Genomic DNA, 23,645 nt, shown 5'->3' with positions numbered 1-23,645 from the left:
TTACAACGGTTTTTGCACCGGCTGATTTTCACCGCTGGGCCCGTAAGACAACGTTCTTGGCCCCCAGTAAAGACTTCAGTTGTGTCAGCACAGGCGTGTTGCCAGAAAAATCCAGCGGAGTTTGCAGCAGTCGTTTTTCGCCGCTCTTGGGTCGATAAACGACCACGGGGGTCGCTCCCCGACCCAGCGTCAGTAACTGGGCGATCTGCTGATGCACTGCCGGCTGATCTAACGCGGGCGGAACTTGCAGGTACAGCGTGTACGGCACCGTCTGGGCCAGCAGTGGCGCAGCCGCATCGAGCGTGTTGGCGATCACTTGCAGCTCCCCGTTGCGTTCCTGGGTCTTGCCTTGCACCAGGTAGACGGTATCGTTGGCCAGACTCTGACTGACCCGCCGGTAGAGGTTCGGGAAGACCGTCACGTCCACCCCGCCGCTGCCGTCTTCAGCAGCGAGAAAGGCCATCTCGTCGCCTTTCTTCGTTCGAATCGTCTTCACGTGGCGCACATACAGCAGCAGCGTCGCCTGCGCGTCGGCAGTCAGGTCACTGACGTTGATGATCGGATAGCGGCCTTTGAGCAGGACATAGCGATCGGTGGGATGGCCGGTGATGTAGGCACCGAGGTACTGCGCGGCCAAGTCGGCCCGTTCGCCGGGGTCATAATCCGCCACCGCCTCTTCCTTAGGCGCCAGCAAACTGAACAGCGAGGTGTTGTCCCCGGCAAATTCGGCACTCTGAACGCGGCTATGAAGATTAGCAACCAGCTGGCGGCGATTGCTTTCGAGGCTGTCAAACGCCCCGCTCAGCGCTAAAGCCGTCAGGGCATCATCCTTCAAGAACTTGGCCGGAAGGCGGCGGAGGAATTCATCCACGGAGTGATACGCCCCGTTGTTCTGCCGTTCATCGATGATGGCCTGGGCAAAGTCCGTCCGGATGCCTTTGATCAAGGTCAGACCAAAACGAATGGTGCCTTTCTGCACGGAAAAATACGCCCAGGAGGCATTAATATCCGGGTACGCCAACCGCACCCCGTGCTGCCGGGCTTCCTGCACGTAGGTCTTGATCTTCGTATCGTTGCCCCGCACCGAATTGAGCAGCGCGGTGAAGAAAGGCGCCGGGTAATGGACCTTCAGGTAAGCCAGCCAGAAGGCAATCATACTGTAAGCAACGGCGTGGGACCGGTTGAAGCCGTAGTTGGCGAAGCTCTCGATATAGGCATAGACCTTCTGGGCGTCCGCCAAGGGATAGCCCTGCTTCTGAGCCCCGGTGAGAAAGTCGTTGCGCAGACTGTCGAGCACGCCTTTCTTCTTCTTGCTCATCGCTCGCCGCAGGGAATCGGCCTTGGCCAGGGAGAAGCCGCCCATCACGTTGGCCACTTGCATGACCTGTTCCTGGTAGACCAGCACGCCGTAGGTCGGTGCCAAAATCGGCTGGAGTGCCGCCGCGGGATATTCAATGGGCGCTTGGCCGTGCTTGCGGGCGATGAACGTGGGAATGTTATCCATTGGCCCCGGCCGGTACAGCGCGTTGGTCGCCACGATGTCCTCAAAACTCGTGGGCGCCAGCTGGCGCAGCACGTTTTTGATGCCGCTGGATTCAAATTGAAAGACGCCATTGGTGTCCCCGGCGCGGAACAAAGCCAGCGTATCCTCGTCGTCTAGCGGAATATGCCGGGGATCGAAGGGCTGGTTGGTTTCCCGCTCAACGGAATGGACCGTCGCCGCCAGAATGGACAGGTTGCGCAGGCCCAGGAAGTCCATCTTGAGCAGCCCCAGGGCTTCCGCGTTACCCATCGGCTGCTGGATCAGTTTGACGCCGTTGCTGCCTTCTTGCACCGCGACGACATCGGTCAGGTCGTGGTCGCTGAGGACGATCCCAGCAGCGTGGGTCGAGGTGTTTCGGGGCAAACCCTCCAGCCGGTGGGCTGTCTCAAAGAGCAGCCGGTTAGCGGCGCTGTCCTTGATGCGGTTTTGCAGCGGCAGGGAATCATGCAGGGCCTGGTCCAGCGACACGTGGATGACATTGGGAATCGTCTTGGTCCAGCCGTTCAGCTCGGCCATGCTCAGACCGAAGACCCGGCCCACGTCCCGCAAGGCGGCTTTCGCCGCCAGTGTGCCAAAGGTAATGATCTGGGCCATGTGGTTATCGCCGTATTTCTCGTGAACGTACTGGATCAATTCCTCCCGCCGGTTGTCGGGAATATCCAAGTCGATATCCGGCATTTGCTGGCGCTCAGGATTGAGGAACCGTTCAAACAGCAGGTGATACTTGATCGGGTCCACCTCGGTGATCGCCAGCGCATAGCTGACCAATGACCCGGCGGCAGAGCCCCGCCCCGGTCCGGTCATCACGTTGGTCTGGTGCATGTCGTTCATGACGTCCCAGACGATGAGAAAATAATCGGGGAACCCCATTTGGTCGATCACCCCCAGCTCGTACTGCAGCCGCTGGGTATAGGCCGGCGGAACAGGCTGGCCGGCGAAGCGCTTTTGCAGCCCTTGCTGTGCGAGCGTCGTTAAATAGGTCAGCGCCGACTCGCCGTTGGGTGTGGGAAAGTGCGGCAGTTCGGCCCGCTTGAAAGTCATGGTCACGTTGGCCTGGTCCGCGATGGCTGCCGTCCGGGCCACGGCGTCTGCCAGTCCAGCCGCCGTGTACGCGGCCAGGGCGTCCGCTTGGCGGGGCAGATAGAATTGTCCCCGGGTCGCAGCCAGGACCTCCGGGTGGTCAATCGTGTCCCCCCGGTCCACCGCCTGCAGGACTTGGGCCGAGAAGGCGTCGTTGGGCGTCAAGTAACGCACATCATCCACCGCCGCCAGGGGTAACTGCACGGCCGCCGCGAGTTTTTTAAGAAAGGCCTGCTCCGGATCCGATTGATGGCGGCTGATCCCCAGAGAAACCATGGCGCCCTGGGTCGCTGCCCGCAACTGGGCGATGACCGCTTGCGCTGCTGCGGCATTCTGGCGATGGGCCCAATACGCCACCAGACTGTTGAACGGCGGCACGATGACCGCTAATCCGTCATGGTGTGCGGTCAGCGCCGCCCAGCTGCACTGGCGGCTCTCACTGGTCATCGCCGCTGACGACAGCAGCATCAAATTATGGTAGCCCGCCTGATCCAGCGCGATCAGCAGCAAGCGGCCGGCGGGGACCGCCGTCCCCTTGTCGTCATTGGTGGGCACAGCAGGATCCGTGAACGGGGCCATGTCCAGGAGCAGCCCCTGAATCGCTTTGATACCAGCGGCTTCCGCCTGCCGATAGAAATCGACGCTGCCGTAAAGCACATTGTGGTCACTGAGGGTAATGGCATCATAGCCGCCGCTCACCGCTGTGGTAATCAAATCATCCAGTTTTGTTGGGCTTTCCAACAGGCTGTAAGCCGAAAACACTTGTAATTGGGTAAACGCCATGGGACCGGCTCCTTTCTTCGTATCTTCCTCCTTCCAGTATACCAAAAATCTGTTCGGGTGCTGGGCGGGAGACTGCCGCTGTGCTACAATAATGCCAGCGTATGTGAAGGGAAAGTGACGTATCGTGAAACACATCGTTCCGATTATTTGGGCCATGATCCTCGGCCTGGTCATCGGTTTTATCGGCTCGTCGTTGACCCAAACCAAGTTTGAAGTCACCACGACCCTGATCGTTTCCGCCATTGCCGGTGCGTTTTTAAACGTCATCGCGATGTACATGGAAGCACAAGTCAAACACGCCAAAGCAGAGTAACAGAGATTCATCAGACCGTCGGGCAACCGGCGGTCTTTTTTTGCAGAGGGCGGAGCCGAGCGGTTAGGCCACCCAGGCTAAATGGCCGTAACGCTAAAAGCCCCGCACTTGGGCTTTTAGCGTTACGGTCCTTAGACTGCGGTGGCCTGCTCGGCGGAGCCCGTTTATGGTGAAAGGGCAAAGGCCGACGGTCAGCGGCACTAAGCTGAGCGGCCTTAAGCAGGAAATCCCCGCACCCCGCACTTGGAATTTTTGGCTTAGGGTCCGCAGACTACGTACCGCTGTCTACCGGAGCCCGTTTAGTGGTCAGAGGCCAACGATCACGAGACACCAACCGCTCATGCTGTCCATGGCTGGCCATTCAAACACGATGCCATATACCGATGCCATACGTAGAAGAGCCCGTCCTGAAAGGCAGTAATTTCGCTCAAAATATAGTATACTTAATCCAGCGATTAAATATATGTTTTAAGAAGGTGACTCCATGACCGAACCGCGTTATCGTCAAATCGAAAATGAAGTGAAGAAACGTATCGCTGCCGGTACGTACTCGCCAGGCAGTCAGATTCCTACCGAAAAGGCGCTGGCGGCAGAGTTCAATGTCAGTCTGATCACCAGCAAGCGGGCACTGAGTGAGCTCGCTGATGCCGGGCTGATTGTCCGCCGCCGGGGGGCAGGCAGTTTCGTTAAAAAACAAGTCCAGCCCGCTGCCCCCAGCAAGCCGGCCATCCCCCTGCGCCATTACTATTTAGATGACGCCCTGCCCTTCTTATGGTCAACATTGCACTCTGCAGTGCTCCCTGCCCACCGTTGGCACAGTCTCAAAGAGACGCTGCCCCCAACGTCAGGCAAGGCGCCGGTCGTGCTCATCAGTCCAACGTTGCCCACCGAAAAGATATACTCTTTATCCAACAAAGATATACCTTTTATGGTCGGTACAACCAGTCGTCAGCCGCTGCCGTTTCCCCAAGTCAGCTTCGCCAATGATCAAGCGGCCGCCTTGATCCAGGAAGTCGTTCAGGTGGCGCCTGCCGCGGGGCCGCTCCCTTTGTTTTATGACGATACCGGTGATACGCCGCTGGCGGACCAGGCCAGTGCCCAGGCCCGGTTCATCAGTATGACCCAAGCTTTTGGGGCTGCGCATGATGTCCCCAGTACCGAACCGACCGCAGGCGTCTACGTCTTCAACCAGGCCCGCCGCGCCGTGGCTTTTGCGGCCAAACAAAAACGCGCTGACACGCAGCGCGTTTATCTGTTCCTCATCAGTTATCTGCCGGCAACGAGTGCCAGCCAGTTACAGCAAGACTTGCTGCCCTGGGGTATCCAAATCCTGAATTTCGACTGGACGGCACTGCTCATGGCCACGGCACAGTGGCCGGGGACGGCCCAGCCCTGGCACCGTGAGATCAGCCCCCGGTTCGTCACCGGGGGCTGACGGGGTCTTACTTCGTGATGTAAATATACAGTTTATCCGGCGAATAACCGACATCGAAATGCACCTTGTTGGAGGTGATCGTCTTCATGGTCGTCTGCCCGTTTTGGGAATCCTTGGCTTGCTTCTGGAAGTCCTTCATCACAGCCTTGGCATCTGCCCCGAGCGTTGATGCCAACAGGGCAAATTGCTGGGCAAACGCAGCAGCCTTGGTCTTACTCTTCAGCGTGGCTGTCGGCGTGATAAACGTCGCCCCAATGAGCTGGCCGTTTTGTACGTTCGTCCGGACTGTTGAATCCTTCACAGTCAAGATATTGTGGATCCCTTCTTGACCGGTAACCGGCAATGCCCCGGGCTGCTTCGCCGCTTGCGCCAGCAATTGGGCCTGCATAGTCGCTTGGGCCTTCTTCGCGGCCGCCGCGCCGGCGGCCGTCGTGGTCGCGCCGCTTTGTTGGCCTTGACTGCCACTGGCTGCACCTTGCTTTTGCTGGCTGCTGGCTGTTGTACCGCTCTTAGCCGTCGTCTTGCCCTTGCTGTTCATCTGCAGCAAGATCATGTTGTATTTCGCTGCAAATGCCTGGTACGTACCAAACCCCTTGCTGGCGGCCACGGTGACGTCGCGTTTAGCGCTGCCGCTCTTTAACGCCACAGTCTGCACTTTCGTCGTGGGTGCCACGGTATACACAAAGTTGCCGTCATGGTTGGTAATCTTCTTGGTCTTGCCGTCAATCTCTGCGGTCAATTGGGCGTCGTGCGGGGCCTTGCCCTTGATCACGGCGACCATGCCGTCCGCTGTGTAATTCTTTTTGGTGGTGGTAATCTTTTGCTGGCCGCAGCCGGCGAGCAAAGCCAGGCTGGCCGCCAAAGCCGCGGCGACTCCTAATAAACGTTGTTGCATTGCGCATTCCTCTTTCTAAGTGGCACTGCTGTTGATGACGTGGAAATTATGGTCCGCTGTCGCCGTAATCACGGGATGGGCCTTTAAGTAATCAGCAATCAGTTCGGTCATGTCTTTTTGGTTCTCACGGACAATGCTGTCCGCACTGAACATCGTATAGTTGCCGCCGCCCCCGGCCCGATATTGGTTCACCGTAATCTCCAACACTTGGTCGGGCCGCACGGGCGCCCCGTGGTAATCCAGCTGCGTGATTCGTTCTCCCATGGGCTGGGCCACGTCGATCGTGTACGTGATGCCGTGGTACATGTCATAATTGTACCGTTGCGGTTTCGGCGTTAAGAAACGCGGATTGACCGCAATCGTTCCGTGAGGGCCCGGCTGGAAGTACCGGGCACTCTTCTCTAAAGCGGCCTTCAGCACGCTGCCGGTCACCCGCAGCACGGCCAGCGTATTGGGATAAATATAATTGGTCATCACATCCCGCAGCGACACCGTGCTGCCGAAGCCGGTGCCTTCGTTGTTGAACAGCGCCGTCCCGGAAATATCGGTCCCGGTGGCTGCCATCTGGACCTTCTGAATGAACTCGATATACGGACTCTCCGTGATTCTCGCCGCGTCCGGGTCAGTGATCCGCATGTCGCCTTGGACCCGTCCCAGCGGCGAATCCAGCCAATCCTCGACCGTTGCTTGGACCGGTGCCATCAGGGTCGTCATCTGCGGGTCCGGCGCTGCCTCACCGGTCGGCAGCAAGCGGGCAGAACTCGCTTGCACCTGCCACTGATTGCCGCTGTGCGCGACTGTCAGAGTAATCTGGCCCACCGCTTCGCCGCGGTACCCTGGCTGGGTAATCGGCACGCCATGGACGTGACCGGCTAACTGGCGGTGCTGATGCCCAGTAACCAAGGCATCGATACCGGGAATAGCAGACAGGGCGTAACCAACGTTCTCGCCCGTCAACCGTTCGGTCGGTGCGCCGCTCGCCAAATCGCGTTCAAACCCGCCGTGGTAAATCACCACGACGACGTCGGCCAGCTTTCTCAACCGCGGCACCCAGGTCTTGGCCGTGGCCAGTACGTCCGCAAACTGCAGACCGGCGATGTGGTCCGGGCCCTCCCAATGGGGAATGAAACTCGTCGTCAGACCGAGGACAGCCACCGTCAGTTCACCCTTCTTGATCAGCTGATACGGGGGCGCAAAAGCGGGCTGCCCGTCAGCAGCCAAGATATTGGCCTGCGCCAACGGATACGTCAAAGTGGCCAACACTTGTCGGAGATAAGCGGACCCATAATTGAATTCATGGTTCCCCAGCGTGCCCACGTCGTAGCCCAACGCATTATACGCCTGCGTCAGCAGCGTGGGGTCCGGCTGAGCCGTCCCCCGGACCGCGTAATAGGCCAGAGGCGAACCTTGCAGAAAGTCGCCATTCTCCACCACCAGTGTGTGCTCAGGGTCTTCCTGCCGCACAGTGTTGATGACCGTCGCTGCCCGGGTCAGGCCGAATGGCTGAACGCCCGCGCGGATCACGTAATTCGTCGGCAGTACGTAGCCGTGGGTGTCACTGGTGGACAAAATAGTCAGCTTGGTCGTGGCCGTCATACTTGACCCTGGCTTTCCGGATTGCTGCGCAAATCATCTAGGGCGTGGTGCACGATCGCCTTCTGGACGACACTGTTGATCGCCAACTGCGCGGTCGGCACGGCCATCGCACTCACCGCTGCTGCTGTCTGTCCGGGAATCACGACATCCTGTTGAAAGTTAGTCGCATAGCGGTGGACCATATTCAGGGTGGTGAGCACGAAGAAGTCGTACGCCTGGGGCAGATGATCAGCAGAAACCAGCCCAATACCCGTTTTCACATCGGCCAAAGGATACACCTCTGAGAAAAAGGCAGTCACAATAATGTGGCCGATCCCGTTGCGGTCGAACTTCTTTTTCCCTGCCTCGGGGACGATTTTTTGCTTTACCCAGTACATAATGTCCGAAGTCGTCACGGGGGCGAACGCGAACGGTGCGAAGGCCTGGTTCACGACATCGGCCGCCTGCTCTGCGTAAAGCGGAAACGCGGGCAGATCCGCCCACCGCGGAAGCGCCAGCTGCTGCAAAGCGGTGACGTAACCAGTGACTTTATTTTGGGCCATGAAAAACGCCTACCTTCCGAATATTGATAACACCATCCATTGTAGCATGACGCGGGATGTGCACCGGAGGACGATGCCCTGTGCTTGAGGCTCCGGCCGCCAGCGAACACACAGTATAAGACAAAATCAGCGTGCGGGCTTGATGTCTTGTGGCAACGGGCCGCAGGCGGCAGAAGCGATGCGTCGGGCCAAGTCGCCTGTTGCGCCGAAACGGGCTCCGCCCTCTGTAAAAAAAGAGCCCCCTTCAGCCGGTTGCACGGCCAAAGCTTGGACTCTTTCCTCATGCTAATGCATCATTATGCACTGGCGCTGGTATCAGAACCAGAAGTGTCGCTGCCAGCTTCGCTGGCTGCTTCCGCCTTCTTGACCACTTGTTCACCCTTGTAAAAACCTTTAGGGGAAACGTGGTGGCTCAGACGGTATTCACCGGTGGCGGCATCAAAATGCATGTTCGGCACAGTCAATTTGATGTGACCGCGACGCATGCGCTTCTTCGTTTTCGAAGTTCTCCGTGCAGGAACTGCCATTTTCAAAACTCCTTTACCGTGGATTAAGTGATTCAACGTATTAAAGCACCGGTCCGCAAGCGGCCCGATCTGCTGTCAAGGAAAAGACATTGACAGCTCACTCAAAACATAATACTATCTTTCACCCGCAGAAACAAGGGGGCACTGTAATGTTGTTCTTTCCTGATACCAGGGACTCGGGACATCGCGTCCATCTTTTGATTTGGAATCGGCAGTCATCGTGTAAAGGTGACGATGCGGTATTTACTCGGGTGGTAATGAACGACCACGGCCAAACGATAAACGTGTTTGGTGGGATCAGCTACCGCGCGGACAATGACCTGATTGTCACCGGCATTCACCACTTTTCCTTTTTTGCCGTTGATTTCAGCCTCCAGGAATTGATTGGGCTGACGATTACTCCCCTCGTCCAAGTACCACTGAGAAATCGATAACGCACCCCGTCTCTTAGCATGAATCAGCACAACTGCCGTATATTGATTCCGGTGCTGAACCCCTTGCCGAATCAGCGTCATGGAAAGATTACTGGAAATCGGAATTGACTCATCCTTGGCAGTGACCAACACCTGTTGAATTTCAAAGTCCTGATATAGGCGTTCCACGGTGGCTTTGTGCCAGCCCAGCAAGACTATGAGGACCGAAGCAAGCAATATGATACCAATCGCCAATTTATGTTTCATTGCTTTTCCTCACGAACTAGCCGGCCTTCACTAAAGTAGAAAATGTGATCGCTGACCTGCTTCAAAAAAGAAGCATCATGGCTGGAAACCAGGATCGTTTTCCCCCTTGCCTTGAGATCATTGATAAGTTTAACCATGAACAACTGCCCTGCTTCGTCCAAAGCGTTCGTGGGCTCGTCAAAAATCAAGATGGGGTTGTCGCCTACTAAAGCCGCTGCAATTAACAGTCGCTGTCTCATGCCCAAAGAGTAATCTTTAATTTTTTGGGGATCCGTTGGGTTCAAGCCCACATAGGTCAGCAGATTGAAGACTTCAGATTCACTGCTTTGCGAGAGAATGGCCAACAGTTTAAGGTTCTCTTGGCCGCTTTTACTTGGTAAAAGCCCGTACTCCGGGATTGCAAAACCGATCTGCCGAGCAAACAGGTCATCTTGACGAACCACCGTACCATTGACAATGACCTTCCCCTGCGATGCTTTGGCAAAACCCAGAATGGTCTTGAAAGTGAGCGTCTTGCCCGATCCATTGGGTCCGCTAAAACCGTAAACGTGATTTTCAAAGATGTGCAGTGTAATGTCCGTCAATGCAGCCTTCCGGCGAAAACGTTTAGACACGTTTTCCAGAGAAATAACTTCTTTTGCCATGTCTTCCCTCCATTCCTACGTCAAAAGTCCAAGCGATACGTCTGTCTGGCCAATACAAGCAATCCAGCGCAAGTGATGACAAGTTGTCCGACTGTTGTCACCCATTCCCTTGCTGCAAAACGGCTGAACATCAACTGAGACAAGAATGGAAAGTCGTTAAATGCAATACATGCGAGTAACAGGGCCAGGAAGATCAGTTGTGCCAAAATGGGGCTGACGAATATCTGAACGATGCCGTACCCCCAATTCAGTACACACAGAATCACTAGTATCGTCAAGCTGAATTGTACGGAATGCCAATTGCCAATCAGCAGTACCCAGACAGTCCACATCACGAAAGTAGTCAAACCAGCCAACACCATAATCGATCCTAAGTATATTGAGAATGGTGTCGTACTGACTGGCGGATAGTCGTGGTGGACCAGAGAATGCACACTGCCTCCCACCACCAATAGCGGTGAAAAAACCATAAACAACCAAGTCATGGGCAAATCAAAAGAACCAGGTCGCTGCACGACGCCGAAAAATACGGTGGATATCTGATATTGACGTAAACGATACATGGTAAGCAAGACGACCGTTGCTGCCGAAATCAAAATCCAGCGCACACGCACATATTGCCAGTAAAGGATTGTATTGCGGTAAAGGAGTGCCCGAAATCTCTTCATAGGATTGACCGCCACTTTAACAACGCAGGTTGCCAAAAATACAGAATGCAACCGTACGCAATATACAAGCAAAAATCAAAGAAAATACCAGGACCGTAATTGTTGCTCGTCAGCACTAATCCATTAGCCAAGAAAAATGACCATGAAAAAGCTTGCAGGACCTTGCAGGACAAGGTAATCTCCAAGAATAGCCGTAAACACCAAACCTGCCGCCGCTACTTTATTAAAAATAATCGTTAAGACGGCAAGTACATCCAAGTACAGCGCAACACCCGCAAAATGCAAGGTCAGTAACGTGGCCTCAAGCGGCAAATTAATTGAACCAATCACGATAAGGTTACCCCTGGTCATGAGCGCCAACCCACAACTGATGACGGTCCCCATGAGTATAATTCCCAGCATCTGCAACACATTGATTGCGAGAAATCTTGACAGGTGGTGACTATTGACCAGGAGGAAAAGTTCATGGTGAGTGGGTCGTTGGAAAACAAGCAGCCACGCAATACCCAGGGTCGGTAATAGGAAATACAACTGGTTATGCACGCTTTGCAAGGTGAGTGTCAAAACCTGAATGAGTCCAGTTTCTTGGTGCCGAGAAACCACCATCTCGGCCATGACGGCGTACACAATCATTGCCCATGCCAGGATCACCATTGGTGTCAGCCATCGCCTCCACCCGGCTCTGCGCATTTTGATTACCTTACATACTTGCACGCCGAATGCCTCCTCCGATACCCAACACGACCAGGCCGACAAGAACCGCAACATAACCAATCACCGTATCGACCAGTGGCGGAATATACAGCGGGCTGAGGCCAATACTGATTAGTACGGGTGAAAACACGGACCGCGGTGCAATGGTGGCAAACACGTTTAATATCATCGTGACCATGAAGGCGGTACCGAGCGAAACAAACCGGTTGTCAAAAAATAGTGCAAGAACTGCAGAAAAGAGCGCGTACAACCCCGCTATTGCACCCGCTAATACCACGTAGAATGCCACCAGCCAAAACGGATGGGTGTAATACCAGCCATGAAAGTAGGTGAAATCAGGTAACAGCGGCATGTTGGCATTAAGAATCCGGTCTGGTGTGATACTGGGGAAAAAGCTCCAAACCCCCAAAAAATCAAGTGCCAATGGCACCACAACAGTAACCGCGCCGCCCGTAAAACTACCCAACAGATTGATCGTCAAATATTTCTTCAGGCTTTCCCGCTTCAAAATGTGCATCAAGAAGCCGCTTTGGACATCTTCACCGAGGATCTGGCTGGTGGATAACACACTTAGTATTGGCATAGCGAGGAAAAAGCCGATGGTCCACGAATCGGTGTTGAAGCTGATCCATTGGGTGTATGGCGTAAACCAATAAGTGATGCCATCGATCTGAGGGGCTCGATTCAAGATAACTGACGTCAGATGGGCAGTAATGATCATCATGCCAATAAACATACCTAAGAAATAATGGGGCTGTTTGATCCTGCGACACCAATATTTCATTCGCTCTTTCGAGACCCTTGGCTTTTGACCAGGCCGCCCGTGCCATCGTCTTTCAAGACAATGTGCCGACTTTGCCCAAGTCTCTCCTCCTATTTCATGCAATCTAGCTGGTACAAGTCTGTGCGGTCCTGCATTCATTCTCCCAAATAGCCTTTCTGCCCGGCGTTCAAAGAAAGGTTGCTGTCATTATAGCGCTTACACTGCCATCGTGAAAGAGGCAAAAAAAGTCCCGGATCACAGATCCAGGACTCCAATCGCCCGACGCGACGCCACTTGTCAAAAATGATAGCAAACGTTGACGTCCAAGCGCGGTTTCCAGTTCTTCGCACAGAACAGACTAGAAGAAGGTCTCCGTGCGGATGATGATTTACTTGTTTTCTCCGGCACTCACCGGTGTTTTCAACCGAAACGACAACCCGTCATGACCATTCGTATCGACCAACACCGTGTTATCCGGCCCAAAATGACCAGCGATGATCTCCTTGGCCAGGGGGGTCTCCACGGCTGTGGTAATCAACCGGCGCAGCGGCCGAGCGCCGAACGCGGGCTCGTAGCCGTTAGCGGCCAGCCAGTCGACGGCTGCCGGAGTGGCTTCCAAGTGCAGATCCTGATCAGCCAAGCGCTGGTTCAGCTCACCCAGCAGCTTGGTAACGATGGTATGAATGGCCGCCTGACTCAGTGGCGCAAACATGATAATATCGTCGATCCGATTGAGAAATTCCGGCTTGAAATGGGCTTGGACGACTTGGTTCACGGCCTGCCGGGTCGCCGGCGTGATTTGACCGCCGTTGTCCAGTGCCTGGAGCAAGGCTTCTGAACCCAAGTTGCTGGTCATGATGATCAGCGTGTTCTTGAAATCCACCGTCCGCCCTTGGCTGTCGGTCAGGCGGCCGTCATCCAAGACTTGCAGGAGGATGTTGAACACGTCCGGGTGGGCTTTCTCGATTTCGTCCAGCAGCACGATGGTGTACGGGTTGCGCCGGACGGCCTCGGTGAGCTGACCGCCTTCTTCGTACCCGACGTAGCCTGGCGCAGCACCGACGAGGCGCGACACGGAAGCTTTCTCCATATACTCGCTCATATCGATACGCACCATGTGCTTCTCGGAATCGAACAAGTCCTCAGCTAAGGCCTTGGCCAGTTCGGTCTTGCCGACGCCGGTGGGACCAAGGAAGAGAAACGAGCCCAGCGGCCGGTTCGGGTCTTGCAATCCGGCCCGGGACCGCAAAACAGCGTCGGCCACGGCAGTGACGGCCTCGTCTTGTCCCACCACCCGCTCGTGCAGGTGGTCCGCCAAGTGGAGCAGCTTCTCCCGGTCGCTTTGCACCAGTTTGGCCACGGGAATACCAGTCATATTCGCCACCACGGCAGCAATCTCGCTGGCGGTCACGGATTCTTGGACCAGCCAGTGGCCGCTGTGTTCCTGGGCTTCCAGATCGGCTAACTCCTTCTGCAGCTTGGGGATGTCCCCGTGCTGCAAGCGGGCAGCTGTTTCCAGATCATACCGCGATTGGGCCGCCGCCAGGTCATGCTGGGCTTTCTCAATGGCGCTCTTCTTATCGTTGACCGCCTTGATGGCCTGCTTCTCGGCATCCCACTGGGCGGACAACGTGTGGTTCGTCTCCCGCAAGTCGGACAGCTGGCTGTTCACCGCGGCCAAGCGCTTCTCCGACGCCTTATCGGTCTCGCTCTTGAGCGCCTGCTGCTCGATTTCCAGCTGCATGATGGTCCGTTCATTCTCATCCAGCGCTGTGGGCCGTGAATTCATTTCCACGTTGATCGTGGCGGACGCCTCGTCCACCAAGTCGATGGCTTTATCCGGCAGAAAACGGTCGGTAATGTAGCGGTCGGATAATCGGGCCGCAGCGACTAAGGCGTCATCGTGAATCCGCACGCCGTGGAAAATTTCAAACCGTTCTTTGAGTCCGCGCAGGATAGTGATGGTCTCAGCCACACTGGGTTCCTGCACCAAGACCCGCTGGAAGCGGCGCTCCAGGGCCTTGTCCTTCTCGATCCGCTGGCGGTACTCATCCAGGGTCGTCGCGCCGATCAGGTGCAGCTCGCCCCGGGCCAGCATGGGCTTGAGCAAGTTGCCGGCGTCCATGCTGCCCTCAGCTTGACCGGCACCAACGATCGTGTGGATCTCGTCGATGAACAGGATGATCTGGCCGGCACTTTTCTTCACTTCATTCAAGACGCTCTTAAGGCGTTCTTCGAATTCGCCGCGGTACTTGGCGCCGGCGATGAGAGCCCCCATATCCAGGGAAACGATGGTCTTATCCTTCAGGTTCGCTGGTACGTCGCCGCGGACGATGCGCTGGGCCAGGCCCTCGACAATGGCCGTCTTCCCTACCCCGGGGGCGCCGATGAGGACCGGATTATTCTTCGTCTTGCGGGAGAGGATACGGATCACGTCGCGGATCTCGTCGTCCCGGCCGATCACGGGGTCCGGATTGCCGGTCCGGGCCGCCTTGACCAAGTCGGTCCCATATTTCTCCAATGACTTGTAATTGGCTTCTGCGTTGGCTGAGCGCACATGCTGCCCGCCGCGCAGGTCATCGATGATTTTCTTCAGCTTGGCCTCGTCGGCTCCCTGGGCGGTCAGAAATTGGGTCAGTGGGTGATACTGTAAAGAATACAACGCCAAAAAGACCAGCTCGCTGGACAGGAAATCATCCTGGTACTGTTGGCGCAGCTGATCCGCTTGGGTCAATAAATTATTGAGGTTGCTGCTGAGGACGCTGCCGTAATCACTGACGCCGCCCACCACAGGCTCTGCGTCCAGTTCCTTGTTCAACTCGGCCGTCCAAGCGGCCGCGTTGACGCCGGCTTTTTGGAGCAGCGTGGCCCCAAGGGTCTCAGGCAGCGTCAAAGCCAGGAACAGGTGGGGCACATCCACTTCCTGGTGGTGCCGCACGACGGCGGTTTGGCGGGCTTGGGTCAACGCATCCCGCACCGCCTGGGTTAATTTTTCTGGATCCATACGGGTCATGTCAGTCCTTTCAATACAATTTCAATTATTCATTATAGTGAAAGAACCGCCGCCTGGTCATCCTTCTTCAGTCGGAGTCGGCTTGGGCATTTGGCCCTGCTGCTGGGTGAGTTCGTTCGTGCGCCGCTGCAGGGCCTTGATCTGGTCGTCCTTTTCGGCCAGGGCGGCGTTCATCTCGGCCGTCATCCGGTCGGTCTCAGCGGCGACGGCGGTTTTAACAGCGACCTCTTGGGCTTTGTCAGCCTCAGCGACCCGCTTGTCGGCTTCTTTGACCTGCTTTTTCAGGTCGTTTTGCTGACCAATAGACACCAGCGCCGTGATGACGATGCCCAAAAAGGCCGCCCCGATGATGATCAGGACCAGCGGCAGCTGGATTTGGGCAAAGCCAAAATTAATCGCCGCGTTATCCACATTCAGCACGGCAAAGATGACGATCACCAGCGTTAAAGCAACGGAGACGATCAATCGGACTTGTTTCTGCATGGTTTCCTCCCCTTCCCCTGAATCACTTACTTCTGGTTTCCGAACAGCATCACAATGCGGTCACCGATGGTCGGAGCCAGCGGATACAGCTTGCTGGCAATGGCCATGATCGTGGGCGCGTTGATCTCCCGCACCGGCCGGCCGAAGGCATGCACGATCGTCTTGGCCAGGTCCCCCGGGTCAATGGTAAAGGCTGCCACGTTGTCCAGGTAATGCCCCGTCTTATCGGCGATGTTGAAGAAATTGGTGGCGACGGGACCGGGATTAATACTGGTCACGTTGATACCGAAGGGCTTGAGTTCCAGCCGCAGGACGTTGGAGAATTGAATCACCGCTGCCTTGGCTGCAGAATAATAAGCCGACTTGGGCGTCGGCAGTTTACCGGCCATCGAGCCCACGTTCAAGATGTGGCCGTAATGGGCATCGATCATCATACTGGCGATGCGCCGGGAGAAATACATCGTCCCCAGCACATCAACGGAAAAGAGCCGCCGCACGGTCTCCCAATCAGTGTCCAGCACGGTCTCGAAATCGCCGAAGCCGGCGGCATTGAGGAGAATGTCGACCCGGTCCACCTTCTCTTGGATCGTCGCAACGGCCGTATCGATCGCCTCACGGCTGCCGACGTCCACCGGGACCACATAGGCTGGCGCCCCTGAGAGAAGCGTGACATCTTGGCTTAAAGCCGTCAGCTTGTCGGTGGACCGGGCCATCAGGACCAGCGTCGCGCCTTGGCGGGCGGCCTCGTAGGCCACCGCCTGACCGATCCCTGAACTAGCGCCGGTAATGGCCACCACTTGGCCGGTCAGTGTTTGTGCTTCATTGGCTAACATGACTCATGACTACCCCTTTCTTGAATGGAATGTCTACAGTCTCCAGATCATGCACCAGCTTGGTGTGCGGGAACACACTGCGGGCCTCAACTTCGAGCTGATGCGCCGCCGGCCCCAGGTAGCGGGCAGAAATGTGCGTGAGCAGCAGCAGCCCCACATGGGCCTGACGGGCGGTCTCCGCCGCCGTTTGGCTGGTGGAATGGTAGTAGCGCTTGGCGAGTTTTGCCTCGTGTGCGCCAAAAGTACTCTCGTGAACCAAAACATCCGCATCCATGGCTAATTTTACCGCATTCGGGGTCTTCCGGGTATCGCCAAGAATCGTGACGATCCGGCCGGGTTGAGGAGCCGCCACATAGTCAGCGGCATGAATGAGGCGGCCATCGGCGAGGGTCACATCATGACCGGCCTTCAGCTGGCCATACAGGGGCCCTGACGGCACTTGGGCGGCCCGCAGGGCATCGACCAGCAATTCCCCGGGATGGGGCTTCTCGGTCACGCGGTAGCCGAAACTCTGGATACGGTGATCCAGGGTCGCCGCGTTCACAGTGAACGTGGCATCGTCGAAGATTTTGCCGCCGCGGGTCAGTTCCACGAAATGGAGCGGGTAGCTCAGATGGGTATCCGAGACCCGCAGCGCGGTTTCCAGGAAGTCCTTCACCCCCACCGGGCCATAAATCGTCAGCGGCGTGTCGCCGCCCTGAAACGACCGGCTGGCCACCAAGCCAGGCAGACCGTAAAGATGATCGCCGTGCAAGTGGGTAATAAAAATCTTCGTAATCTTCCGGGGACGGATGTTGGTTCGTAAAATTTGATGCTGGGTCGCTTCACCCACATCAAACAACCAGATCTCGTTGCGCTCCGCCAACAGTTTCAACGCAATACTGGTGACATTGCGCGACTTCGCGGGCACGCCCGCGCCGGTACCTAAAAAAACCAACTCCATGTAGTTTCCGTCTCCATCCTTAATACGAGTGTGATTACTAGAAAAAGGGAGGCGCCGCACGGCACACTCCCCGAGTGTTGCTTACTGTTGAGCTGCTTGTTCTTGGGCTTTTTGTTCGCCATCGAGAATGGCTTTGGCGACAAAGGTGGCATAGTGGGGGCTGCCCACGTTGTTCGGGTGCGTCTGATCGTCCCAAAACCAGTCATTGTGCGCATTGGAATAAGAATACCAATCAATCAGATGCAGGTTCTTATACCGCTTGGCCGCGTCACCCAGGGTACTGTTGACTTGTCCTTGCCATTGGCGTGTGGGTACACGGGCAGTGATCCAATAAACCCGGCGTTGGGGACCAATCGCCTTCATGAATTGATCCAGCTGGTCCATAGTGAATGGTCCGTTAGTGCCCAGACCCACGAGTACAACGTCCGCCATCGCCCCCTGCTGGGCTAACTTTTCAACGGTGCTGATCGTGGTGATCATTTGCTGACCAACACTGGCATCCATATAGATCTTCGGGAAGATACGGGTCAGCAGCTTCTGGCCGTCAATCATGACCGAATCGCCAAATGCCGTGATCGGCATCTGTTGCGCCCGTTGCAGCTGGACCTGCGTCAGCCCGTAAGCTTCTAAGTCCTTATTCACCGGATGGGCTTTAGCGCGGGATTCTTCTGCGGCACTTGACGATTTCGACAAGGATTCAGACAACGATTTGTCTTTCGCTGCCTTTTTCTTGGCCGCGTTAGAGGCTTTGATCGCAGCCAATTGCGCCTTGCTGCGCTTGTTGTTCTCAGCTTCGTTCTTCTTGATCTTTTCAGCCAAGGCAGATTTATCGGCACCGCCTGGTTTGGTCTGGCTCCCCTGCACCACGCCGACGGACCCGCCGACCATGATAAGGGCCACCAGGACTGCGGCAATCCGCTTGCTCCAGCCCTGCAGACCCCCCTGCTGTACCAGATCGTGGAACCAAGTGCCAATTTGGCTGAAATCAAACTGGCCGATCGGTTTCTCAATCCAGCGGTACGACAGTTCACTAATGGCGACGATGATGATCACCTCAATCACGGGATACAGAATGGGGTGATTGGCGATGTCCGGGAACTTGGACTCGAAGAAGATCATCACTGGGAACTGATAGACGTACAAACCGTATGACCGGGAGCCGACCCAATTAAAGACCGGGTTGGACAAAATCCGGTTCCAGTCCGCCCCGGGATGGGCAATGGCCGCAATCGCCAGCACGGTGAAGACCGTGAACAGCAACATGCCGCCGCGATAGGTCCAAGCCGACTGGGAATCCAAGGTAAAAATCAGCCACAGCATGCCGCCCACGCCGACCAGGCCGATGGCGTCTAAGAGCCAGCGGTCGGTCCGGGCAATGGCATCCTTGAGCCGGTCCGTCGGCCAGACAAACGCCAGCGCTCCGCCCAGCAGGATGCCGTACAACCGCGTATCTGTGCCGTAATAGATGCGGCTGGGATCGACCTGGGGATTATACAGGAACGCCATGAGGGCTGCAGAAATCAGCGAAATGCCCAGAAAAACATTGGCCAGCCAACCGCTGCGGTCCTTCAAGAGCTTGTACAACAGGATGATGATCAGCGGGCCAAAGATATACCACTGGTTTTCAATGGACAGCGTCCACATGTGGGTGAATGGTGATTCATTATTGGCAAACCGGTCGAAGTACGATTGACCGTTGCTAATCTGCCAAAAGTTGTAGTAATTGAGCAGGTTAGCCGCAATGATCTTGTGCAGATTGGCTAACAAGTTCCGCTGGAATAGCACAATATAGGTACTGGTCGCAAACAGCATGACGATCAGTGTGGGGTAGATTTTTTTCAGCCGCCGACCATAGAATCGACGGAGGCGGAAATGACCGGTACGGCGCAGTTCACGCATGACCTGATCCGTGATCAAGTATCCAGCGAGTGCGAGAAAAATCGGGACCCCGAGATAGCCGCCCCGAAACACATTCGGGTTGAGGTGGTACAGAATGACCCCCAGTACCCCAATGGTCCGCAACCCGCTGAAGCCGGTGATAAACCGCCGCTTTTTAGTTTGCTCTGCCCGTTGCATTAACTTCCCTATCACCTTTCAGCACAAATTATTCAACAAAATCAAAGGTCAAATCACCGATCATCACGGTATCGCCGTCCCGCGCGCCCGCTTCCCGCAGGGCATCATTGACGCCCATACCGTGCAGCTGACGGTCGAAGCGAATAAGAGAATCCTGGTGGTCCAAATTCGTCATCTTGGCCAGCCGCTCGATCCGGTCGCCGGTCACAATGTAGACACCATCCTCGTCGCGGGTCACGTTGAACGCCGGTTCAGCGCTCGGACCGGTATACGTCTTGGTCTTCTCTGCGGATTCTTCTTCCGCGGCTTGCTCGGCATCTGCCGCCACAACAGCTTGCAGCAGCTCAGCAGTCTTGTGCAGCAACGGCTGGACCCCGGCGTGGGTCACGTTAGACACTGGCATCACCGGCAGTGCGGCCCACTCAGAATCCGCCAGGGCTTTCTTGAACGCGGCTAAGCGCTCGTCGGCACCGGGAATCTCAATCTTCGTGGGCACGACGATCTGCGGGCGATGCAGCAGCTTTTCGTCATACGTGCCTAATTCGTGGAGGATCTGCTGGAAGTCTTTCATCGGCTCCCGCCCGTTATCCGGATCCATATCGACCATGTGCAGGATCACCCGGGTACGTTCGACGTGGCGCAGGAACTGGAAGCCCAGCCCTGCCCCGTCAGCCGCACCGGCAATCAAGCCGGGCAAGTCCGCCAAAACGAAGTCGTGCCCGTCATCCAACCGCACCATCCCCAAGTTGGGGGTCAGCGTCGTGAACTGATAAGCGGCAATCTTCGGCTTGGCTTTCGTCACCACAGAGAGAAAGGTGGACTTGCCCACTGAGGGATAACCAACCAGGCCAACATCGGCCAGCAACCGCAACTCCAGCCGGATCCGCCGTTCTTCACCGGGTTCGCCGTTTTCTGCAATCTCCGGCGCCGTATTCTTGGGCGTCTTAAAGTGAATATTACCGCGCCCGCCGCGGCCGCCTTTAGCCACCACGAGGGTCTGTTTATCCTGCGTGAGGTCGCCCAGCTCAGCCCCGGTTTCAGCGTCGTATACCACGGTGCCGGCGGGTACTTTGACGTACACCGGCTCCGACCCGCGGCCGTACATGCCCTTGATCATGCCGTTTTGGCCCGGCTTGGCCTTGAAATGGTTCTGGTAGCGGAAATCCATCAAGGTCCGCTGCCCTTCGTCCGCAATGAGGACGACGTCGCCGCCGCGACCGCCATCCCCGCCTGCCGGACCGCCAAAGGGAACGAACTTTTCGTGGCGGAATGCTACCGCACCGTCGCCGCCCTTACCAGCCTTGACGTTGATCGTGACCGTGTCAACAAACATCGAAAATCCTCCTTAAACATACCTTTTTTCATTCTAAAGAAAAGAACCGCCATTGTAAACTTCCCGGCACCGCAGAAAGCGCTCACGGGAAAATAAGGCGGCCAACTACTTCGCAAAATTATTATTATGTTACTTTGCCTTCGCCTGCACCTGAGCAAAAGTCTTTTTCAGCGCCCCATAGATCCGTTGCACATCGGCCGGGGTTCCCCGCAACTCGTAATCCGCAATGAACGGGGCATTGAACGCTTGGGCATAGCGCTTAGCGGTCAAACAGTACTGCCGGTTAAAGTTCTTATTGCCGCTGCCGATAACCCCGATGCACAAATCTTCGTTACCGCCATCGGCCACATACTCACCCAATGCGTTGGTCATCAATTCCTTGACCCCGTTGTCCACGCCGTTACCGCCGTCCAGATAGGTGGGGACCATGACCACGAACGGGGTCTTCTCCGGTGCCGGGTTAGTCGCCTCAGACACTTCGGTCAGCTCGACCAGCGGCTGCTGTGGATCTTGCGTGTGCTGTTCCTGAGCATAGCGCCCCAGCTTTTCTGCAAACGACCGGGTATTACCGGAAATGGAAATGAAAAGGACTCTGATATTGGTCATGGAATGAAACCCCTGCTTTCTGTCTAACCGTTATAAACTGAGTAAAATCGTCTGGGCGACCGTCTTGGCGATGCCCAGGGACTCGATGTCGTCCACCGATGCTTCCTTGATCTTGGTCACGGAGCCGAAGTGCTTAAGCAGCTTGATCCGCGTCTTCGGACCGACGCCGTGGATGGTCTCCAGCTTGGAGGCCAGAGAATTCTTGTTGTGAGACTGCCGGTGGAAGGTGATGGCGAAGCGGTGCACCTCGTCTTGGACCCGCGTCAACAGGAAAAAGCCTTGCGACTGGCGGTCCAAGTCGATCAGTTGGGGCGGGTCGCCATACATCAGCGCGGCCGTCCGGTGCTTATCGTTCTTGACCATGCCGGCCACCGGAATATTCAAATTCAGCTCGTTGCGTAGAACGTCCTTGACGGCGTCCAGTTCAATCTCGCCGCCGTCCATCAGGATCAAGTCCGGCAGCGACTTCTTCTCCTTCAGCAGACGGGTATACCGCCGGCGGATGACCTCCCGGGTGTTGGCGGCTTCGTCTGCCCCGTTTTGGTGTTCCACCTCACCCTTCAGCTTGTACTTGCGGTACATGCTTTTGACGGGCTTGCCATCTTCATAGTACACCATCGCCGACACGGGGTCGGTCCCCTGGATGTGGGAATGGTCAAAGGCCTCCATGACGTGCCCGAACGGCAGGCCCAGGGCCGTGAAGATTTCCTCTTGAGCACCGACGGTCTGCCGATTGTCCAACTCCAGCAGCCGGAACTTTTCTTCCAGTGCCAACTTGGCATTCTCGTTGGCCATATCCAACAGCGCCCGCTTCTGCCCGCGCTGCGGCGTGCGGAAGGGAATGCCGAGAATGTCACTGAGGACGTTCTTCTCGACGCCCGCCGGCACCAGCACTTCTTTCGGCAGGACCGCGTTCTTGCGGTTGTAGAACTGCAGGATGAACGTGGCCAGCTCCTCGTCCGGCGTGTTGATACTGGGGAAGATCCGTTTCTCGCGCTTGATCAGCCGGGCCTGGCGGATGAAGAAGATCTGCACTGACAGATAGCCCTTGTCCATGTAGTAAGTGAACAGATCTCGAGGCGTGGTGTCGTTAGAAATGATCCGCTGCTTCTCGACGGTCTGCTCAATGTACCGAATCTGATCGCGCAGGTCGGCGGCCAGCTCGAATTGCAGCTTGCTGGCGGCGTCGTTCATCCGCTGCTTCAAGTCCCGCTTGGCGTCGCCGACGTTGCCGTCCAAGAACCGCTTGATCTTCTTGATCTGCGCGGCATATTCTTCCTCGGGGACCTCCCGGAAGCAGGCACCGAGGCACTGCCCCATATGGTAGTACAGGCACGGCCGACCCAGATGACCGGCACAGCGCCGCAAGGGATAGACCTTCTGCAAGAACTGCAAGGTCCCCTGGGCGGCGTATACGTTGGGATACGGCCCGAAGTAATAGGCCCCGTCCTTCTTAATTTCACTGGTCAGGACCAATTGCGGATTGCGTTCGTTGGTGATCTTGATATACGGGTACCCTGTCCCCCGCTTCAGCTTAATGTTGTAATACGGCTGGTACTTCTGGATCAGAGTGATTTCGAGTAAGAAAGCTTCCTTCTCGGTGGTGGTGATGATCGTGTCAAAATCGGCAATCTCATCATCCGCGATCTGCTCGATCAGCCGCGCCTGGCCGTTGTTCTTGTCGCCCTTAAAGTATGACCGCACGCGGTGTTTCAAATTCTTCGCCTTGCCGACGTAAATGATTTTGGCGTTGATGTCCTTCATCAAATAACACCCCGGCAAATCCGGCAGCAGGGCGAGTTTATGTTCAATATGTGCCGACGCCATGCTTGTTCCCACGCTCCTTAAAACAAATGTTCGTATATTTAGTATACCAATTTTCTGTCGTGATTGCTAGTGCAAGCATTGTACGCTCTTTTGGGGACAAAAGAAAGAGACAGCCCCCGCGCTCCGATGAGCGCTGGCTGTCTCTGGATGAAATCTCGTTACGGATAGAACGCTGCTGTCTGGCGCTGGCCCGGGTGACTACGGGCTCCGCAGATTGGAATAGTCTCGCTCGACAAGAAAGCCTGGCAGCCTCCTTCACCGTCGTAACAGCAGTTACCAAGAAGTAGGAAGTTCGAGCGGCACTCCGGGCGAATATGTCCTGGCACCGAAGACTTTACGATCGGGCAT

General features: G+C 56.2%; 20 protein-coding genes. 2 read left to right on the top strand and 18 right to left on the bottom strand.

The genetic code is table 11. The features are described 5' to 3' along the window. Nucleotides 1–28: 28 nt before the first annotated feature. Nucleotides 29–3,406, bottom strand: a complete 3,378-nt coding sequence (gene dnaE / locus L248_RS01075) for a DNA polymerase III subunit alpha (protein WP_040534185.1) — start codon at nucleotides 3,404–3,406, stop codon at nucleotides 29–31. 124 nt (nucleotides 3,407–3,530) lie between these two features. Between dnaE and L248_RS01070 the strand changes: the two genes are divergently transcribed. Together L248_RS01070 and L248_RS01065 are read left to right on the top strand one after the other, a co-directional pair. Continuing rightward, nucleotides 3,531–3,719 carry a YjzD family protein gene (locus L248_RS01070; protein WP_022528178.1) on the top strand — a complete coding sequence of 63 codons (189 nt, stop codon included), beginning with the start codon at nucleotides 3,531–3,533 and terminating at the stop codon, nucleotides 3,717–3,719. A gap of 484 nt (nucleotides 3,720–4,203) precedes the next feature. Beyond that, nucleotides 4,204–5,154: a GntR family transcriptional regulator gene (locus L248_RS01065; RefSeq protein WP_022528177.1), complete on the top strand. Its 951-nt coding sequence runs from the start codon at nucleotides 4,204–4,206 to the stop codon at nucleotides 5,152–5,154. A 7-nt stretch (nucleotides 5,155–5,161) separates the two neighbouring features. Here the strand turns inward: L248_RS01065 and L248_RS01060 are convergent, their stop codons facing one another. From L248_RS01060 to uvrC, 17 genes are all read right to left on the bottom strand, one after another. After that, complete coding sequence (locus L248_RS01060; RefSeq protein WP_022528176.1) at nucleotides 5,162–6,049, bottom strand: hypothetical protein; 888 nt, start codon at nucleotides 6,047–6,049, stop codon at nucleotides 5,162–5,164. Nucleotides 6,050–6,064: 15 nt separating this feature from the next. Beyond that, entirely contained in the window at nucleotides 6,065–7,645 is a 1,581-nt protein-coding gene (locus L248_RS01055; protein WP_022528175.1) for a bifunctional metallophosphatase/5'-nucleotidase, read from the bottom strand. Further along, nucleotides 7,642–8,187, bottom strand: coding sequence for a DUF1836 domain-containing protein (locus tag L248_RS15005; RefSeq protein WP_022528174.1), 546 nt, complete (start codon nucleotides 8,185–8,187; stop codon nucleotides 7,642–7,644). Before L248_RS15005 ends, L248_RS01055 begins: the two co-directional genes overlap by 4 nt. 296 nt (nucleotides 8,188–8,483) lie before the next feature. After that, nucleotides 8,484–8,714 carry a 50S ribosomal protein L32 gene (rpmF, locus tag L248_RS01045; RefSeq protein WP_051999816.1) on the bottom strand — a complete coding sequence of 77 codons (231 nt, stop codon included), beginning with the start codon at nucleotides 8,712–8,714 and terminating at the stop codon, nucleotides 8,484–8,486. 215 nt (nucleotides 8,715–8,929) lie between these two features. Beyond that, a complete protein-coding gene (locus L248_RS01040; RefSeq protein WP_022528172.1) occupies nucleotides 8,930–9,394 on the bottom strand; it encodes a hypothetical protein in 465 nt (154 codons plus the stop codon). Beyond that, on the bottom strand, nucleotides 9,391–10,038 hold the full coding sequence (locus L248_RS01035) for an ATP-binding cassette domain-containing protein (RefSeq protein WP_022528171.1): 648 nt from the start codon (nucleotides 10,036–10,038) through the stop codon (nucleotides 9,391–9,393). The genes L248_RS01040 and L248_RS01035 overlap by 4 nt, the downstream gene beginning before the upstream one ends. A gap of 20 nt (nucleotides 10,039–10,058) precedes the next feature. Continuing rightward, on the bottom strand, nucleotides 10,059–10,706 hold the full coding sequence (locus tag L248_RS01030; protein WP_022528170.1) for a hypothetical protein: 648 nt from the start codon (nucleotides 10,704–10,706) through the stop codon (nucleotides 10,059–10,061). Between the two features lie 123 nt (nucleotides 10,707–10,829). Then, nucleotides 10,830–11,420, bottom strand: coding sequence for a hypothetical protein (locus tag L248_RS01025; RefSeq protein WP_040534180.1), 591 nt, complete (start codon nucleotides 11,418–11,420; stop codon nucleotides 10,830–10,832). After that, nucleotides 11,407–12,144, bottom strand: coding sequence for a hypothetical protein (locus tag L248_RS01020; protein WP_155828528.1), 738 nt, complete (start codon nucleotides 12,142–12,144; stop codon nucleotides 11,407–11,409). The genes L248_RS01025 and L248_RS01020 overlap by 14 nt, the downstream gene beginning before the upstream one ends. A gap of 427 nt (nucleotides 12,145–12,571) precedes the next feature. Next, the gene (gene clpB / locus L248_RS01015; RefSeq protein ID WP_022528166.1) at nucleotides 12,572–15,187 is read right to left on the bottom strand and encodes an ATP-dependent chaperone ClpB; all 2,616 of its coding nucleotides are present in this window, start codon (nucleotides 15,185–15,187) and stop codon (nucleotides 12,572–12,574) included. Nucleotides 15,188–15,253: 66 nt separating this feature from the next. After that, on the bottom strand, nucleotides 15,254–15,679 hold the full coding sequence (locus L248_RS15000; RefSeq protein WP_022528165.1) for a LapA family protein: 426 nt from the start codon (nucleotides 15,677–15,679) through the stop codon (nucleotides 15,254–15,256). 26 nt (nucleotides 15,680–15,705) lie between these two features. Next, nucleotides 15,706–16,512, bottom strand: coding sequence for an SDR family NAD(P)-dependent oxidoreductase (locus tag L248_RS01005; protein ID WP_022528164.1), 807 nt, complete (start codon nucleotides 16,510–16,512; stop codon nucleotides 15,706–15,708). Continuing rightward, nucleotides 16,499–17,455: a ribonuclease Z gene (gene rnz / locus L248_RS01000; protein WP_022528163.1), complete on the bottom strand. Its 957-nt coding sequence runs from the start codon at nucleotides 17,453–17,455 to the stop codon at nucleotides 16,499–16,501. The genes L248_RS01005 and rnz overlap by 14 nt, the downstream gene beginning before the upstream one ends. Before the next feature lie 81 nt (nucleotides 17,456–17,536). Continuing rightward, nucleotides 17,537–19,531, bottom strand: a complete 1,995-nt coding sequence (locus tag L248_RS00995; RefSeq protein WP_022528162.1) for an acyltransferase family protein — start codon at nucleotides 19,529–19,531, stop codon at nucleotides 17,537–17,539. Between the two features lie 28 nt (nucleotides 19,532–19,559). Continuing rightward, nucleotides 19,560–20,864, bottom strand: a complete 1,305-nt coding sequence (gene obgE / locus L248_RS00990) for a GTPase ObgE (protein WP_022528161.1) — start codon at nucleotides 20,862–20,864, stop codon at nucleotides 19,560–19,562. Nucleotides 20,865–20,993: 129 nt separating this feature from the next. Next, on the bottom strand, nucleotides 20,994–21,470 hold the full coding sequence (nrdI, locus tag L248_RS00985) for a class Ib ribonucleoside-diphosphate reductase assembly flavoprotein NrdI (RefSeq protein WP_022528160.1): 477 nt from the start codon (nucleotides 21,468–21,470) through the stop codon (nucleotides 20,994–20,996). A 30-nt stretch (nucleotides 21,471–21,500) separates the two neighbouring features. Then, nucleotides 21,501–23,297 (bottom strand): excinuclease ABC subunit UvrC, encoded by a 1,797-nt coding sequence (gene uvrC / locus L248_RS00980; protein ID WP_022528159.1) that lies wholly within the window; start codon nucleotides 23,295–23,297, stop codon nucleotides 21,501–21,503. Nucleotides 23,298–23,645: the final 348 nt, after the last annotated feature.

Origin of the sequence: Schleiferilactobacillus shenzhenensis LY-73, assembly GCF_000469325.1 — a bacterium.
In the GTDB taxonomy this organism is placed as follows: Bacteria; Bacillota; Bacilli; order Lactobacillales; family Lactobacillaceae; genus Schleiferilactobacillus; species Schleiferilactobacillus shenzhenensis.
The sequence above is the reverse complement of the archived record's forward strand: the minus strand, read 5'-3'. Positions and strand labels throughout refer to the sequence as shown.

What these genes read in the sequence shown, in the direction of transcription:
- dnaE (WP_040534185.1), bottom strand. Translation starts at nt 3,406, where the DNA reads ATGGCGTTTACCCAATTACAAGTGTTTTCGGCTTACAGCCTGTTGGAA.
- L248_RS01065 (WP_022528177.1), top strand. Translation starts at nt 4,204, where the DNA reads ATGACCGAACCGCGTTATCGTCAAATCGAAAATGAAGTGAAGAAACGT.
- L248_RS01060 (WP_022528176.1), bottom strand. Translation starts at nt 6,049, where the DNA reads ATGCAACAACGTTTATTAGGAGTCGCCGCGGCTTTGGCGGCCAGCCTG.
- L248_RS01055 (WP_022528175.1), bottom strand. Translation starts at nt 7,645, where the DNA reads ATGACGGCCACGACCAAGCTGACTATTTTGTCCACCAGTGACACCCAC.
- L248_RS15005 (WP_022528174.1), bottom strand. Translation starts at nt 8,187, where the DNA reads ATGGCCCAAAATAAAGTCACTGGTTACGTCACCGCTTTGCAGCAGCTG.
- rpmF (WP_051999816.1), bottom strand. Translation starts at nt 8,714, where the DNA reads ATGGCAGTTCCTGCACGGAGAACTTCGAAAACGAAGAAGCGCATGCGT.
- L248_RS01040 (WP_022528172.1), bottom strand. Translation starts at nt 9,394, where the DNA reads ATGAAACATAAATTGGCGATTGGTATCATATTGCTTGCTTCGGTCCTC.
- L248_RS01035 (WP_022528171.1), bottom strand. Translation starts at nt 10,038, where the DNA reads ATGGCAAAAGAAGTTATTTCTCTGGAAAACGTGTCTAAACGTTTTCGC.
- L248_RS01030 (WP_022528170.1), bottom strand. Translation starts at nt 10,706, where the DNA reads ATGAAGAGATTTCGGGCACTCCTTTACCGCAATACAATCCTTTACTGG.
- L248_RS01020 (WP_155828528.1), bottom strand. Translation starts at nt 12,144, where the DNA reads ATGATGATCATTACTGCCCATCTGACGTCAGTTATCTTGAATCGAGCC.
- clpB (WP_022528166.1), bottom strand. Translation starts at nt 15,187, where the DNA reads ATGGATCCAGAAAAATTAACCCAGGCGGTGCGGGATGCGTTGACCCAA.
- L248_RS15000 (WP_022528165.1), bottom strand. Translation starts at nt 15,679, where the DNA reads ATGCAGAAACAAGTCCGATTGATCGTCTCCGTTGCTTTAACGCTGGTG.
- L248_RS01005 (WP_022528164.1), bottom strand. Translation starts at nt 16,512, where the DNA reads ATGTTAGCCAATGAAGCACAAACACTGACCGGCCAAGTGGTGGCCATT.
- rnz (WP_022528163.1), bottom strand. Translation starts at nt 17,455, where the DNA reads ATGGAGTTGGTTTTTTTAGGTACCGGCGCGGGCGTGCCCGCGAAGTCG.
- L248_RS00995 (WP_022528162.1), bottom strand. Translation starts at nt 19,531, where the DNA reads ATGCAACGGGCAGAGCAAACTAAAAAGCGGCGGTTTATCACCGGCTTC.
- obgE (WP_022528161.1), bottom strand. Translation starts at nt 20,864, where the DNA reads ATGTTTGTTGACACGGTCACGATCAACGTCAAGGCTGGTAAGGGCGGC.
- nrdI (WP_022528160.1), bottom strand. Translation starts at nt 21,470, where the DNA reads ATGACCAATATCAGAGTCCTTTTCATTTCCATTTCCGGTAATACCCGG.
- uvrC (WP_022528159.1), bottom strand. Translation starts at nt 23,297, where the DNA reads ATGGCGTCGGCACATATTGAACATAAACTCGCCCTGCTGCCGGATTTG.